The 15,153-nt window shown below is 55.9% G+C and carries 9 protein-coding genes; all 9 read left to right on the plus strand.

Annotation, left to right across the window (positions count from 1 at the left end):
- The 9 genes from rplA to tuf all read left to right on the plus strand — a co-directional run bounded on the left by rplA (position 1) and on the right by tuf (position 14,999).
- Positions 1 to 699 (plus strand): 50S ribosomal protein L1, encoded by a 699-nt coding sequence (rplA, locus tag EHN06_RS03935; RefSeq protein ID WP_127330380.1) that lies wholly within the window; start codon positions 1 to 3, stop codon positions 697 to 699.
- A 255-nt stretch (positions 700 to 954) separates the two neighbouring features.
- Entirely contained in the window at positions 955 to 1,485 is a 531-nt protein-coding gene (rplJ, locus tag EHN06_RS03940) for a 50S ribosomal protein L10 (RefSeq protein WP_036190863.1), read from the plus strand.
- A 40-nt stretch (positions 1,486 to 1,525) separates the two neighbouring features.
- Positions 1,526 to 1,903 (plus strand): 50S ribosomal protein L7/L12, encoded by a 378-nt coding sequence (gene rplL, locus EHN06_RS03945; protein WP_007154024.1) that lies wholly within the window; start codon positions 1,526 to 1,528, stop codon positions 1,901 to 1,903.
- 242 nt (positions 1,904 to 2,145) lie between these two features.
- A complete protein-coding gene (rpoB, locus tag EHN06_RS03950) occupies positions 2,146 to 6,222 on the plus strand; it encodes a DNA-directed RNA polymerase subunit beta (RefSeq protein WP_127330382.1) in 4,077 nt (1,358 codons plus the stop codon).
- 80 nt (positions 6,223 to 6,302) lie between these two features.
- Positions 6,303 to 10,517 carry a DNA-directed RNA polymerase subunit beta' gene (gene rpoC, locus EHN06_RS03955; RefSeq protein WP_127330384.1) on the plus strand — a complete coding sequence of 1,405 codons (4,215 nt, stop codon included), beginning with the start codon at positions 6,303 to 6,305 and terminating at the stop codon, positions 10,515 to 10,517.
- A 167-nt stretch (positions 10,518 to 10,684) separates the two neighbouring features.
- Entirely contained in the window at positions 10,685 to 11,059 is a 375-nt protein-coding gene (gene rpsL / locus EHN06_RS03960; RefSeq protein WP_008174844.1) for a 30S ribosomal protein S12, read from the plus strand.
- A gap of 113 nt (positions 11,060 to 11,172) precedes the next feature.
- On the plus strand, positions 11,173 to 11,643 hold the full coding sequence (gene rpsG, locus EHN06_RS03965; protein WP_048497735.1) for a 30S ribosomal protein S7: 471 nt from the start codon (positions 11,173 to 11,175) through the stop codon (positions 11,641 to 11,643).
- Positions 11,644 to 11,661: 18 nt separating this feature from the next.
- Positions 11,662 to 13,767 carry an elongation factor G gene (gene fusA, locus EHN06_RS03970; RefSeq protein ID WP_127330386.1) on the plus strand — a complete coding sequence of 702 codons (2,106 nt, stop codon included), beginning with the start codon at positions 11,662 to 11,664 and terminating at the stop codon, positions 13,765 to 13,767.
- 35 nt (positions 13,768 to 13,802) lie between these two features.
- Positions 13,803 to 14,999: an elongation factor Tu gene (gene tuf / locus EHN06_RS03975; protein ID WP_127330376.1), complete on the plus strand. Its 1,197-nt coding sequence runs from the start codon at positions 13,803 to 13,805 to the stop codon at positions 14,997 to 14,999.
- Positions 15,000 to 15,153: the final 154 nt, after the last annotated feature.

Here is a 15,153-nt window from a genome sequence, read left to right on the forward strand (position 1 = left end):
ATGGCAAAGCTGAGCAAGCGTCAGAAGCTGATCCGCGAAAAAGTTGATTCAACCCGCGCCTACTCTGTAGATGAGGCTGTTGCGCTGTTGGTTGAGCTGGGTCAAAACGTCAAATTCAAAGAGTCTGTGGACGTTGCGGTTAACCTGGGCGTGGATGCGCGTAAATCCGACCAGGTTGTACGTAGCAGCACGGTTCTTCCCCATGGTACCGGCAAAACCGTTCGTGTTGCTGTGTTCACCCAGGGTGCCAACGCAGAAAAAGCAACGGCCGCTGGTGCTGATGTCGTGGGTATGGATGACCTGGCAGAAGAAGTTAAGAAGGGCAACATGGACTTCGACGTGGTTATTGCCACTCCCGATGCCATGCGTGTTGTCGGTCAGTTGGGCCAGATTCTGGGGCCCCGCGGACTGATGCCGAACCCGAAGGTTGGTACCGTGACGCCGGACGTTGAGACCGCGGTCAAGAACGCCAAGGCCGGTCAGGTGCGTTACCGTACCGACAAGAACGGTATTATCCATGCTCCGTTGGGTAATGTTGAATTCTCTGCCCAGAACATCAAGGAAAACCTTGAAGCTCTGGTGGCAGATCTGAAAAAGGCCAAGCCGTCGTCGGCGAAAGGTGTGTATCTCAAAAAGATCACCGTTTCCTCGACTATGGGTCCTGGCCTGACTATCGATCAGAGCGGTCTGAATATTTGATCCTCTGAGCGATAGTTACTTTGTAGTCTGGGCGGAAGCCAAGGCTGTCAAAGACCGCAGGCCCCCGAGGTCATTCGACTACAAGGGTTAAAGCAACGCCTGCGCAGACGGTGTGAAGACGTTCTCTCTGAACCCAAACACCGTTAAGGCGCCCGCAAAAAGCCGATAGCGACTTGCTCAATCAGGTCGCCGGAAAGCTTCAAGGGCAATGATGGGTTTGCCGGGATACCCCCGGCGAAATCGAGGAGAAATCCAGTGGCAATTAGACTCGAAGACAAGAAAGCGATCGTCGCTGAAGTCAACGAGACTGCCGGTGGTGCTCTGTCTGTGGTTCTGGCTGACTACCGTGGTGTCACCTCTGGTGATATGACGGCTCTTCGTGCCAAGGCTCGTGCTGAAAGCGTGCATCTGAAGGTTGTTCGTAACAACCTGGCAAAGATCGCGATTCGCGGTACCGAGTTCGAGTGCATCGATGAAGCTTTGGTTGGCCCGACCATTCTGGCGTTCTCAATGGAAGATCCGGGTGCGGCAGCACGCCTGCTGAAGGATTTCGCCAAAGAGAAAGAGGCATTTGAGATCAAGGGCCTGGCCGTCGGCGGTGAGCTGATGGGTGCAGACCAGATTGATCGCCTGGCCAAGCTGCCAACGCGTCACGAAGCGTTGACTATGCTGGCTGCAGTAACACAGGCACCGATCACCAAGCTGGCACGTACACTGAACGAAGTTCCTTCGAAAGTGACTCGTGCTGTAGCGGCAGTTCGCGACCAGAAGCAAGAAGCTGCTTGATTCTGTTGAACACCATTTTTTATATTTTTGGGAGAAAGTCATGGCTCTGTCTAACGAAGACATTTTGAACGCAATTGCTGAAATGAGCGTAATGGACGTTGTTGCGCTGGTTGAAGCAATGGAAGAGAAATTCGGCGTATCTGCAGCTGCTGCTGTTGCTGCTGCTCCGGCTGCTGCCGGTGGCGAAGCCGCTGCTGCTGAAGAGCAGACCGAATTTGACGTTGTTCTTACCGGTCCTGGTGAGAAGAAAGTAAACGTTATCAAGGCCGTTCGTGAACTGACCGGCCTGGGTCTGAAAGAAGCTAAGGAAATGGTCGACAGCGCGCCTTCCGTTATCAAGGAAGCCGCTAGCAAAGACGACGCTGAAGAAGCCAAGAAGAAGCTTGAGGAAGCAGGCGCTTCTGTTGAGCTTAAGTAAGAGTCGGCTGTTGATCGAAACCGTGCATTAAGCATGGACGGGCTGGTGGCTTTGTGCCACCGGCCTTTTTCTGTTGTATATGCTATAGAGTCTGGTGTGCAATTACAGGTTGATGTCAGTTTCTATAACCTACAGCCAGAGTCTTGTTCAAGACGGCGCAGTATGCCGAGCAAATCGGCCCCGAAGCAGAACAATGGTTGCTTCTTGATACCAGGTATCAGGTCTAAAGCTGGGGAATGCAGATGACTTACTCCTACACTGAGAAAAAGCGGATTCGCAAAGATTTTAGTAAATTGCCTTCCGTGATGGACGTCCCCTATTTGCTGTCTATTCAGCTGGATTCGTTCCGGGACTTCCTCCAAATGGAAGCCGCACCTGAAGATCGCCGGGAAACCGGTCTTCACGCAGCATTCAAATCCGTATTCCCGATTGTCAGTTACTCTGGCAACGCCGCGCTCGAATACGTGAGTTACCGCATCGGCGAGCCGGTATTTGATGTCAAGGAATGCCAGCTTAGGGGCGTAACCTATGCAGCGCCGCTGCGCGTCAAAGTCCGCCTTATCATTTACGATAAGGAATCGTCCAACAAGGCGATCAAGGACATCAAAGAGCAGGAAGTCTACATGGGCGAAATGCCCCTGATGACGGAGAACGGTACCTTTGTTATTAACGGTACCGAGCGAGTAATCGTCTCCCAGCTCCACCGTTCACCTGGTGTGTTCTTCGATCACGACAAGGGTAAAACCCACTCATCCGGTAAGCTGCTTTATTCAGCTCGGGTGATTCCTTACCGTGGCTCCTGGCTCGATTTCGAATTCGATCCAAAAGATTGCGTCTTCGTTCGTATCGACCGTCGTCGGAAGCTGCCGGCGTCCATCCTTCTGCGGGCGCTGGGGTATAACTCCGAGCAGATGCTGGAGATGTTCTTCGAAACCAGTAAATTCGCTGTCGGCGCAGAAGTGTGCAAGCTCGAACTGGTTCCGAGTCGTCTGCGGGGCGATATTGCGACCTTTGATATCAAGGACAACGAGGGCAACCTCATTGTTGAGGAAGGTCGCCGGATTACCGCCCGTCACATCAAGCAGCTCGAAAAGACCGGCATCAGCGAACTGGAAGTGCCCACCGAATACCTCTATGGCCGCGTACTGGCCAAGGATATGGTGGACACCAAGTCTGGTGAAGTGCTTGTTGAGGCCAACAGTGAGCTGACCGAAGAGGTTGTTGCCAAGATTCTGGACGCTGGTGTGACGGAGATTGAAACTCTGTACACCAACGATCTGGACTGCGGTCCGTTCATGTCCGACACCTTGCGCATCGATCCGACCCGCTCTCCGCTGGAGGCGCTGGTTGAAATTTATCGCATGATGCGCCCGGGTGAGCCGCCCACAAAAGAGTCGGCGGAAAACCTGTTCAATAACCTGTTCTTCTCCGAGGAGCGTTACGACCTGTCTGCGGTTGGCCGCATGAAGCTGAACCGTCGTCTGCGCCGCGAGGAAAGTACCGGTGAAGGCACACTGACTCATGAAGACATCATCGACGTCCTTAAGACGCTGATCGATATCCGTAACGGCCAGGGCAACGTCGATGACATCGACAACCTGGGTAACCGTCGCGTTCGCTGTGTCGGTGAAATGGCGGAAAACCAGTTCCGTGTTGGTCTGGTGCGTGTTGAGCGTGCAGTCCGCGAGCGTCTGAGCCTGGCTGAAAGTGAAGGCCTGATGCCTCAGGATCTGATTAACGCCAAGCCGGTGGCCGCTGCTGTTAAGGAATTCTTTGGTTCCAGTCAGCTGTCCCAGTTCATGGACCAGAACAACCCGCTGTCCGAGGTAACGCACAAGCGTCGTATTTCAGCTCTCGGCCCCGGCGGTCTGACCCGTGAGCGTGCTGGTTTCGAGGTTCGGGACGTACACCCGACTCACTACGGTCGTGTTTGTCCTATCGAGACGCCGGAAGGTCCGAACATCGGCCTGATCAACTCGCTGGCAACCTACGCTCGCTCCAACTCCTACGGCTTCCTGGAAAGTCCGTACCGTAAGGTGGTTGATGGCGAGGTGACCGATGAAGTGGTCTATCTCTCCGCGATCGAAGAGAGCAACTACATCATCGCACAGGCCAGTGCGGCAATGGACGAGAACAAGCGTCTGTCTGACGAGCTGGTTACGGTCCGTCACCAGAACGAATTTACCGTTACGCCACCGGAAAACGTCAACTTCATGGACGTGTCTCCGCGTCAGGTTGTCTCGGTTGCGGCATCGCTGATCCCGTTCCTCGAGCACGACGACGCCAACCGTGCTCTGATGGGCTCCAACATGCAGCGTCAGGCCGTGCCGACTCTGCGCTCTCAGGTGCCGCTGGTTGGTACCGGTGTAGAGCGTACCGTGGCCCAGGATTCCGGCGTCTGTGTGACCGCTCGTCGCGGTGGTGTGATCGAGAGTGTCGATGCCGCCCGTGTGGTTGTCCGCGTCAATGACGACGAAACCGAAGCCGGCGATGCTGGTGTGGATATCTATAACCTCACCAAGTACACCCGCTCGAACCAGAACACCTGTATCAACCAGCGCTCCATCGTGCGTCAGGGTGATGTGGTTGCCCGTGGTGATGTGCTGGCTGACGGACCGTCCGTCGATCTGGGTGAACTGGCCCTGGGGCAGAACATGCGTATCGCGTTCATGCCCTGGAACGGCTATAACTTTGAGGATTCCATTCTCATCTCCGAGAAAGTGGTTCAGGAAGATCGACTTACCACTATCCACATTCAGGAACTGACCTGTGTGGCTCGTGATACCAAATTGGGCAGTGAGGAAATCACCGCGGATATTCCGAACGTTGGTGAAAGTGCGCTGTCCAAGCTGGATGAGTCTGGCATTGTTTATATCGGTGCGGAAGTTGGCCCTGGTGACATTCTGGTAGGCAAGGTAACGCCGAAGGGCGAAACCCAGCTGACACCGGAGGAAAAACTGCTGCGTGCCATCTTTGGAGAGAAGGCCTCGGACGTTAAGGATACGTCCTCACGTGTGCCGACCGGCACCCGTGGAACGGTTATCGACGTTCAGGTCTTCACTCGTGATGGTATCGAGAAGGATCAGCGCGCCCAGTCCATCGAGAAAGAGCAGTTGGACCAGTACCGCAAGGATCTGAAGGACGAGTATCGTATCGTTGAAGGGGCTACCTTCGAGCGTCTGACCAGCGCTCTGACAGGGCAGGAAGTGATCAGCGGCCCGGGCCTCAAGAAAGGCGCGAAGCTTGATGACGCTTACTTGGCCGAACTGCCGCGTGATGACTGGTTCAAGCTGCGGATGAAGGACGAAGCCCTGAACGAGCTGCTGGAGAAATCCGAGCAGGGGCTGGAGGATCGCAAGAAAGAACACGAAGCACGCTTCGACGACAAGAAGGGCAAGCTGCAACAGGGCGATGACCTCGCTCCGGGCGTGCTCAAGATCGTCAAGGTGTATCTGGCGATCAAGCGTCGAATCCAGCCCGGCGACAAGATGGCCGGCCGTCACGGTAACAAGGGTGTTATCTCTGCGGTGATGCCGATTGAAGACATGCCTTACGATGATAATGGCACGACCGTCGATATCGTTCTGAACCCGCTGGGTGTTCCCTCGCGGATGAACGTAGGTCAGGTGCTCGAAACTCACCTGGGTGCTGCGGCGAAGGGGCTGGGTGAGCGTATCAGCCAGATGCTGGATGAGCAGCGCAAGGTGGCTGAGCTGCGTCAACTGCTGGATGAGATCTACAACCACTCTGATGAAGTGACCAAAGTGGATCTGGACTCGTTCAGTGACAAGGAAATCCTTGAGATGGCGGGCAACCTGCGTAGTGGTGTTCCCATGGCGACGCCGGTCTTTGACGGCGCCAAGGAAGCCGAGGTCAAGCGTATGCTCGAGCTGGCTGGCCTGAATACCACGGGGCAGACCAAGTTGTACGATGGCCGTACCGGTGATGCATTTGATCGTCCGGTTACCGTGGGCTACATGTACATACTCAAGTTGAACCACCTGATCGACGACAAGATGCACGCTCGTTCCACCGGTTCATACAGCCTGGTTACCCAGCAGCCGCTGGGTGGTAAGGCGCAGTTCGGTGGTCAGCGCTTCGGTGAGATGGAAGTGTGGGCCCTGGAAGCCTACGGTGCGGCGTATACGCTGCAGGAAATGCTTACCGTTAAGTCTGATGATGTAAACGGTCGGACCAAGATGTACAAGAACATTGTCGATGGCGACCATCGTATGGAGCCGGGCATGCCCGAATCCTTCAACGTTCTTGTCAAGGAGATCCGCTCGCTGGGTATCGACATCGAGCTGGAATCCGACTGAGCCGAATTGTTTTTTGGCAGCGTGAGCGGGAAGCCCTCTGGGCTCCCGCCCGAGATTAACGCCATCCGGAGCTTTTACTGATGAAAGATTTGCTGAATCTTCTCAAGAGCCAGAATCAAAGCAAGGAATTTGATGCTATCCGTATCGGGCTGGCATCTCCCGACATGATTCGGTCATGGTCTTTTGGCGAGGTCAAAAAGCCTGAGACTATTAACTACCGTACCTTCAAGCCGGAGCGTGACGGTCTGTTCTGTGCCAAGATCTTCGGCCCGATCAAGGATTATGAGTGCCTGTGTGGCAAGTACAAGCGCCTCAAACATCGCGGTGTGATCTGCGAAAAGTGCGGCGTTGAAGTTGCGCTGGCCAGTGTTCGTCGTGAGCGGATGGGCCATATTGAGCTGGCCAGCCCGGTCGCTCACATCTGGTTCCTGAAGTCACTGCCGTCCCGTATCGGCCTGATGCTGGATATGACCCTGCGTGACATCGAGCGGGTGCTTTACTTCGAGTCCTTCATTGTCATTGATCCGGGCATGACGACCCTGGAGAAGGGCCAGCTGCTGAATGATGAGCAGTACTACGAGGCACTGGAAGAGTTTGGTGACGAATTCGATGCCCGTATGGGTGCCGAGGCCGTCAAGGAATTGCTGGAAGGGATTGATCTCCAGGAAGAAGTGGATGCTCTGCGTGAGGAGATCCCGCAGACCAACTCCGAAACCAAGATCAAGAAGTTCAGCAAGCGCCTGAAGATTCTCGAGGCCTTCCTGTACTCCGGCAACAAGCCGGGTGATATGGTGATGACCGTGCTGCCGGTTCTGCCGCCGGACCTGCGTCCGCTGGTACCGCTGGACGGTGGCCGCTTTGCCACGTCTGACCTGAACGACCTGTACCGTCGGGTGATCAACCGGAACAACCGCCTCAAGCGCCTGCTGGAGCTGAATGCTCCGGACATCATCGTGCGCAACGAAAAGCGGATGCTGCAGGAAGCCGTAGACGCACTGCTGGACAACGGCCGTCGTGGCCGCGCCATCACCGGCACCAACAAGCGCCCGCTGAAGTCTCTGGCTGACATGATCAAGGGTAAGCAGGGTCGTTTCCGTCAGAACCTGCTGGGTAAGCGCGTGGACTACTCCGGTCGTTCCGTGATCGTGGTGGGTCCGTACCTGCGCCTGCATCAGTGTGGTCTGCCGAAGAAAATGGCTCTGGAACTGTTCAAGCCGTTTATTTTCTCCAAGCTTGAGCACCGTGGCCTGGCAACCACGATCAAGGCCGCCAAGAAGATGGTCGAACGCGAAGAAGGCGTGGTCTGGGATATCCTGGATGAAGTCATCCGCGAACACCCGATCATGCTGAACCGTGCGCCGACCCTGCACCGTCTGGGTATTCAGGCGTTCGAGCCGGTGTTGATCGAAGGCAAGGCGATTCAGTTGCACCCACTGGTGTGTGCCGCCTACAACGCCGACTTCGATGGTGACCAGATGGCGGTACACGTACCGCTGACCCTGGAAGCCCAGTTGGAAGCCCGTGCGTTGATGATGTCGACCAACAACGTGCTGTCACCGGCCAACGGCGAGCCGATCATCGTGCCGTCCCAGGACGTGGTTCTGGGTCTGTACTACATGACCCGTGAGCGTAAGAGCGCACTGGGTGAAGGTATGGTCTTTGCCGACGTGAAAGAGGCACACCGTGCCTACGGTGCCGGCAAGGTCGACCTTCAGGCCATCGTCAAGGTGCGTGTGAAAGAAGTCACGATCCAGGAAGACGGTCAGCGTACCGAAGAGTACAAGATTGTTGATACCACCGTTGGTCGCGCACTGCTGTTCGATATCGTGCCGGACGGTCTGTCTTTCGAGCTGGTCAACAAGCCGATGGTCAAGAAGGCGATCTCCAACCTGATCAACACCTGTTACCGGGATGCGGGTCTGAAAGACACCGTCATCTTCGCCGACCAACTGATGTACATGGGTTACCACTACGCCACGGTCTCCGGTATCTCGATCGGTTTCAATGACTTCGAGATCCCGCCGGAGAAGTACGAGCTGGTGGATGCCGCCTCCGAGGAAGTGAAGGACATCGAAACCCAGTACGCGTCCGGTCTGCTGACCCAGGGCGAGAAGTACAACAAGGTTATCGATATCTGGTCCCGCGCCAACGACAAAGTGTCCAAGGCGATGATGGAGCGCCTGTCGAAAGAGCAGGTGATCGGCCCTGATGGCAAGCCGGTGAAGGGCGAAGACGGCGAAGACGAAATGCAGGAGTCGTTCAACTCCGTGTACATGATGGCCGATTCCGGGGCGCGGGGTTCCGCTGCCCAGATCCGTCAGCTCGCCGGTATGCGTGGCCTGATGGCGAAGCCGGATGGCTCCATCATCGAGACGCCGATCACCGCGAACTTCCGTGAAGGTCTGAACGTACTGCAGTACTTCATCTCCACACACGGTGCTCGTAAGGGTCTGGCGGATACCGCCCTGAAGACCGCGAACTCCGGTTATCTGACGCGTCGTCTGGTTGACGTCTCTCAGGATCTGGTGGTGACCGAGGAAGATTGTGGCACCTCCGAAGGCCTGCTGATGACGCCGCACATCGAAGGTGGCGACGTTGTTGTGCCTCTGGGTGATCGGGTACTGGGTCGTGTGACCGCCCGTGACGCATTCACCCCGACCGACAAGGACAACGCGGTTGTTCCGTCCGGCACCTTGCTGGATGAGAAAACCGTTGAAACCCTGGAACGGGCCGGTGTGGACGAAGTCTGGGTTCGCTCCGCGATTACCTGTGAGACGCGCCACGGTATCTGCTCCAAGTGCTACGGTCGTGATCTGGCCCGTGGCCATGAGGTCAACGTGGGTGAGGCCGTGGGTGTCATCGCCGCCCAGTCTATCGGTGAGCCGGGTACTCAGCTGACCATGCGGACGTTCCACATTGGTGGTGCTGCGAGCCGGGCCTCCGCCGTGGACAATATCCAGGTCAAGCATGGCGGCACCGTTCGCCTCCACAACCTGAAGTCTATTGAAAAGAGCGATGGTTCCCTGGTAGTGATCTCCCGCTCCTCCGCGCTGGCAATCGCCGATGACCAGGGCCGTGAGCGTGAGTGGTACAAGCTGCCTTATGGCGCGGTTCTGTCCGTGAAACACGGGGATGCCGTGGAAGCCGGCGTCGTGGTCGCCAAATGGGATCCGCATACTCACCCGATCATTGCGGAAGCCGGTGGTACCGCCAAGTTTGTCAATATGGATCAGGGCATTACCGTCCGTACCCAGACCGACGAACTGACCGGTTTGTCCACCATGGAAGTGATCGATTCGAAGGAGCGTCCGGCTGCTGGCAAGGACATCCGTCCGGCTATTCAGCTGGTTGACGAAAAGGGCGAGGACGTGGAGCTGCCGGGCGGCGGTACTGCGATCTTCTTCCTGCCGGCCAATGCTCTGGTGACCATGGCCAACGGTGCCAGGATCGAGCTGGGTGATGTCGTTGCACGTATTCCTCAGGAAAGCTCGAAGACCCGGGATATCACCGGTGGTCTGCCGCGGGTTGCCGACCTGTTCGAGGCGCGTCGACCGAAAGAGTCGTCCATCCTGGCAGAAATCAGCGGCACGGTATCTTTCGGCAAGGAAACCAAGGGCAAGAAGCGCCTGGTGATCACTCCGAAGGACGGCGACGCCTACGAAGTGCTGATTCCGAAGCATCGTCAGCTCAACGTGTTTGAAGGTGAAACCGTTGAGAAGGGTGAAGTGATTTCCGACGGTCCGTCCAACCCCCATGACATTCTGCGTCTGCTGGGTGTGGTTGAGCTGGCCAAGTACATCACCAACGAAATCCAGGACGTTTACCGTCTGCAGGGCGTTGTCATCAACGATAAGCACATCGAGGTTATCGTTCGTCAGATGCTGCGCAAGGTGGAGATTACCGATCCGGGTGATACCACGCTGTTGTCTGGTGATCAGGTCGAAATCACCCAGGTTCTGGAAGAAAACGAAAAGGCCAATGCGGCAGACAAGGAGCCGGCACGGTTCGAGCGTCTGCTGCTGGGTATCACCAAGGCTTCACTGGCAACCGAGTCGTTCATTTCCGCGGCTTCGTTCCAGGAAACCACCCGGGTGCTCACCGAAGGTGCGGTCACCGGTAAGCGTGATTACCTGCGCGGCCTGAAGGAAAACGTTGTGGTTGGTCGCCTGATCCCGGCCGGTACCGGTCTGGCGTACCACAATGAGCGTCGTCGCAAACGCGACCTGGAAGAGCAGGGCGTAACCGCGGCCGACGTGGAAGAAGCTCTGAGTGCTGAGCTCAACCGCGAAAGCTGAGTTGAGAAGTGCGCCACCCACCGGTAGTTACTTACGCGGTGGGTGGTTAAAAAGAGATCAGTCACCTTGACTGTGCAGGGGTGCAGGCTTAAACTTGCGTCCCTTAAATTTTGCCCCCAGCTTCTGGGGGCAAGTTTCATTGATATGGTTTTTTGGAGTTTGCTTACATGGCAACGATTAATCAGTTGGTGCGTAAGCCTCGTAAGCGCAAGGTAGCCAAGAGCGACGTTCCCGCGCTCCAGGCCTGCCCTCAGCGCCGTGGTGTGTGCACTCGTGTGTACACCACAACGCCGAAGAAGCCGAACTCAGCACTGCGTAAAGTGTGCCGTGTTCGTCTGACCAACGGCTACGAGGTTTCCTCATACATTGGTGGTGAAGGTCACAACCTTCAGGAGCACAGTGTTGTGCTGATCCGTGGCGGTCGAGTAAAAGACCTTCCGGGTGTGCGCTATCACACTGTTCGCGGAACGCTGGACACCCAGGGTGTACAGAACCGTAAGCAGGGCCGCTCCAAGTACGGTGCAAAACGACCCAAGTCCTGATGTCCCACGCGGGTGTCTTTTATCGTTGCTTGTCAGAACGGTAAGAGTAAGGCTGAGTAGCTGATGCTATCTCAGGGGTTCCTGAAGACCTTTTAATAGATAAGGGCTTATCGATGCCTAGAAGAAGAGTTGCAGCAAAACGGGAAATTATCCCGGATCCGAAATTCGGCAGTGCACGTCTTGCCAAGTTCATCAATCACGTGATGGAAAGCGGTAAGAAGTCAGTCGCAGAGCGCATTGTTTACGGCGCGCTGGACATTGTTGCCGAGAAGTCCAAGGAAGAGCCGATCGACATGTTCGAGAAGGCCCTGGAGAACATCCAGCCGATGGTTGAGGTTAAGTCCCGTCGTGTGGGTGGTGCTACCTACCAGGTGCCCGTAGAAGTACGGCCTTCCCGTCAGAACGCGCTGGCCATGCGCTGGCTCGTAGAATATTCACGGAAGCGCGGTGAGAAGTCCATGGCGCAGCGTCTGGCCGGTGAGATTCTTGACGCCGCTGACAGCAAGGGCTCCGCTGTTAAGAAGCGTGAAGATGTACACCGCATGGCAGAAGCCAACAAGGCGTTCTCTCACTTCCGTTTCTAATCAGCCGAGGTTTATACAGTGGCACGCAAGACTCCTATCAAGCGTTACAGAAACATTGGTATTTGTGCGCACGTTGATGCGGGCAAAACCACAACCACCGAGCGGGTCCTGTTCTACACAGGTATTTCCCACAAAATCGGTGAAGTTCATGATGGTGCGGCTACCATGGACTGGATGGAGCAGGAGCAGGAGCGTGGTATTACCATTACCTCTGCTGCGACGACCTGTTTCTGGCAGGGCATGGACAAGCAGTATCCGGAGCACCGGATCAACATTATCGATACCCCGGGACACGTTGACTTTACCATTGAGGTAGAGCGTTCACTGCGTGTGCTGGACGGTGCGGTTGTTGTGTTCTGTGGTTCTTCGGGTGTAGAGCCGCAGTCCGAAACCGTATGGCGTCAGGCCAACAAGTACGAAGTTCCCCGCATGGTGTTCGTCAACAAGATGGACCGTGCCGGTGCCAACTTCCTGCGCGTGGTTGACCAGATCAAGAACCGTCTGGGTGCAACGCCTGTGCCCATTCAGTTGCCAATCGGTGCTGAAGACAACTTCGCGGGCATCGTGGACCTGATTCGTAACCAGGCCATCTACTGGAACGAAGATGACGCGGGTGCGACCTATGACCAGCGTGATGTTCCTGCGGAAATGGTTGACGAAGTCGCCATGTATCGCGAGCAGATGATGGAAGCCGCGGCCGAGGCCAATGAAGAATTGATGGACAAGTACCTGGAAGAGGGTGAGTTGTCTGTTGAGGATATCAAGAAGGGGCTGCGTATTCGCACCCTGGCTAACGAAATCGTTGTTGCTACCTGTGGTTCCGCGTTCAAGAACAAGGGTGTCCAGGCGGTACTGGATTCCGTTATCGAATTCCTGCCGGCACCGGATGAGGTTAAAGCCATCCGTGGTGAGGTTGACGAAGACGGTACTGAAGAGACCCGTCAGGCCGATGACGATGCGCCATTTGCCGCACTCGCGTTCAAGATTGCTACCGATCCGTTCGTGGGTACGCTGACCTTCTTCCGTGTCTACTCCGGTAAGCTGGAGTCCGGTAACGCCGTGTACAACTCGGTAAAGGGCAAGAAAGAGCGCGTCGGCCGTATGGTTCAGATGCACTCCAAGGATCGTCAGGAAATCAAGGAAGTGCTGGCGGGCGATATTGCCGCTGCGATCGGTCTGAAGAGTGTGACCACCGGTGATACTCTGTGTGATGAGAATCACAAGATTATCCTCGAGCGCATGGAGTTTCCGGAGCCGGTTATCTCTGTTGCGGTTGAGCCGAAGTCCAAGGCTGACCAGGAGAAGATGGGTGTTGCGTTGGGTAAGCTGGCTCAGGAAGACCCGTCTTTCCGTGTGCGCACTGACGAAGAGTCCGGTCAGACCATCATTTCCGGTATGGGTGAGCTTCACCTGGACATCATCGTTGATCGTATGAAGCGTGAGTTCAAGGTGGAGGCAAACATCGGTAAGCCTCAGGTGGCCTATCGTGAGTGCATCCGCAAGCCGGTGGACGTGGAAGGCAAGTTTGTACGTCAGTCCGGTGGTCGTGGTCAGTACGGTCACGTCAAGCTGAAGCTGGAGCCGCTGCCTCTCGACGAGGAAGATGGTGATAACTTCATTTTCGTGAACGAGATTGTCGGTGGTGTGGTTCCCAAGGAATACATCCCGGCCGTTCAGCAGGGTATTGAAGAGCAGATGCAGAACGGCTGTCTGGCCGGTTATCCGCTGCTGCGCATCAAGGCGACCCTGTACGATGGCTCGTATCACGATGTTGACTCCAACGAGATGGCTTTCAAAGTCGCCGGCTCCATGGCGATGAAGAAAGGTGCTCTGGAAGCCAGTCCTGCGCTTCTTGAGCCGATCATGAAGGTTGAAGTCGTCAGCCCTGAGGAGTACATGGGTGACGTCGTCGGTGATTTGAACCGTCGTCGTGGCCTGATTCAGGGTATGGATGAGGGCCCCTCGGGTAAAGTCATCCGTGCAGAAGTTCCGTTGTCGGAGATGTTCGGTTACGCCACCGACCTGCGCTCTGCAACGCAGGGTCGGGCGTCTTATGCGATGGAGTTCTCCCGTTATATGGAAGCTCCTTCGAACATTGCCGAAGCGATCATTAAAAAGGGTTGATCCCCAGGACTTAAGAAACAGGAAGAGGTGTAACCGTGTCTAAAGAAAAATTTGAACGCAGTAAACCGCACTTGAACGTGGGCACCATTGGTCACGTTGACCATGGTAAGACCACTCTGACAGCTGCACTGACTCGTGTATGTCACGAAGTCTGGGGTACCGGTACTGCCAGTGCGTTCGACCAGATCGACAACGCACCGGAGGAGAAGGCGCGTGGTATCACCATCGCGACTTCGCACGTAGAGTACGATTCTCCGACTCGTCACTACGCACACGTAGACTGCCCGGGCCACGCGGATTATGTGAAGAACATGATCACTGGTGCGGCGCAGATGGACGGCGCGATCCTGGTGTGTTCGGCAGCTGACGGCCCCATGCCGCAGACTCGTGAGCACATCCTGCTGTCACGTCAGGTTGGTGTGCCTTACATCGTTGTGTTCCTGAACAAGGCCGACATGGTCGACGATGAAGAGCTGCTCGAGCTGGTTGAGATGGAAGTTCGTGATCTGCTGAGCCAGTACGACTTCCCGGGCGACGACACGCCGATCATTACCGGTTCCGCGCTGATGGCGCTGGAAGGTAAGGACGACAACGAGATGGGTACTACCGCGGTCAAGAAGCTGGTAGAGGCCCTGGACGACTACATCCCTGAGCCGGAGCGTGCGATCGATCAGCCGTTCCTGATGCCGATTGAGGACGTCTTCTCCATCTCCGGTCGTGGTACGGTTGTGACCGGTCGTGTTGAGCGTGGCATCATCAAGGTAGGTGATGAAGTGGAAATCATTGGTATCAAGGATACTGTGAAGACCACTTGTACCGGTGTTGAGATGTTCCGCAAGCTGTTGGACGAAGGTCGTGCCGGTGAGAACGTAGGTGTTCTGCTGCGTGGTACCAAGCGTGACGACGTTGAGCGTGGTCAGGTTCTGGCGGTTCCGGGTTCCATCACTCCGCACACCAAGTTCGAGTGCGAAGTGTACGTACTGTCCAAAGAGGAAGGTGGTCGTCATACGCCGTTCTTCAAGGGCTATCGTCCGCAGTTCTACTTCCGTACCACCGACGTAACCGGTTCTTGCGAACTGCCGGAAGGTGTGGAAATGGTAATGCCGGGTGACAACGTGAAGATGAGTGTTACCCTGATTGCTCCGATCGCCATGGAAGATGGTCTGCGCTTCGCGATCCGCGAAGGTGGCCGTACCGTTGGTGCCGGCGTAGTCTCCAAGATCATCGAGTAATCCGTTCGATTGATCCAGGAAAAAGGGGCTGATGTATCAGCCCCTTTTTCTGTTTCAGCCGCGAATTGATGCCCGACCGGGTCAACCTGCATGGCAGTTGACACGGTTGGGTATTATGCATACAATGCGGCTCCTTTTTTTGAAGGTCGGCTAA

Origin of the sequence: Marinobacter sp. NP-4(2019), assembly GCF_003994855.1 — a bacterium.
In the GTDB taxonomy this organism is placed as follows: domain Bacteria; phylum Pseudomonadota; class Gammaproteobacteria; order Pseudomonadales; family Oleiphilaceae; genus Marinobacter.

Bases quoted from the DNA above. Each gene is read 5' to 3' on its own strand.
- rplA (WP_127330380.1), top strand. From the start codon at position 1: ATGGCAAAGCTGAGCAAGCGTCAGAAGCTGATCCGCGAAAAAGTTGAT.
- rplL (WP_007154024.1), top strand. From the start codon at position 1,526: ATGGCTCTGTCTAACGAAGACATTTTGAACGCAATTGCTGAAATGAGC.
- rpoB (WP_127330382.1), top strand. From the start codon at position 2,146: ATGACTTACTCCTACACTGAGAAAAAGCGGATTCGCAAAGATTTTAGT.
- rpoC (WP_127330384.1), top strand. From the start codon at position 6,303: ATGAAAGATTTGCTGAATCTTCTCAAGAGCCAGAATCAAAGCAAGGAA.
- rpsL (WP_008174844.1), top strand. From the start codon at position 10,685: ATGGCAACGATTAATCAGTTGGTGCGTAAGCCTCGTAAGCGCAAGGTA.
- rpsG (WP_048497735.1), top strand. From the start codon at position 11,173: ATGCCTAGAAGAAGAGTTGCAGCAAAACGGGAAATTATCCCGGATCCG.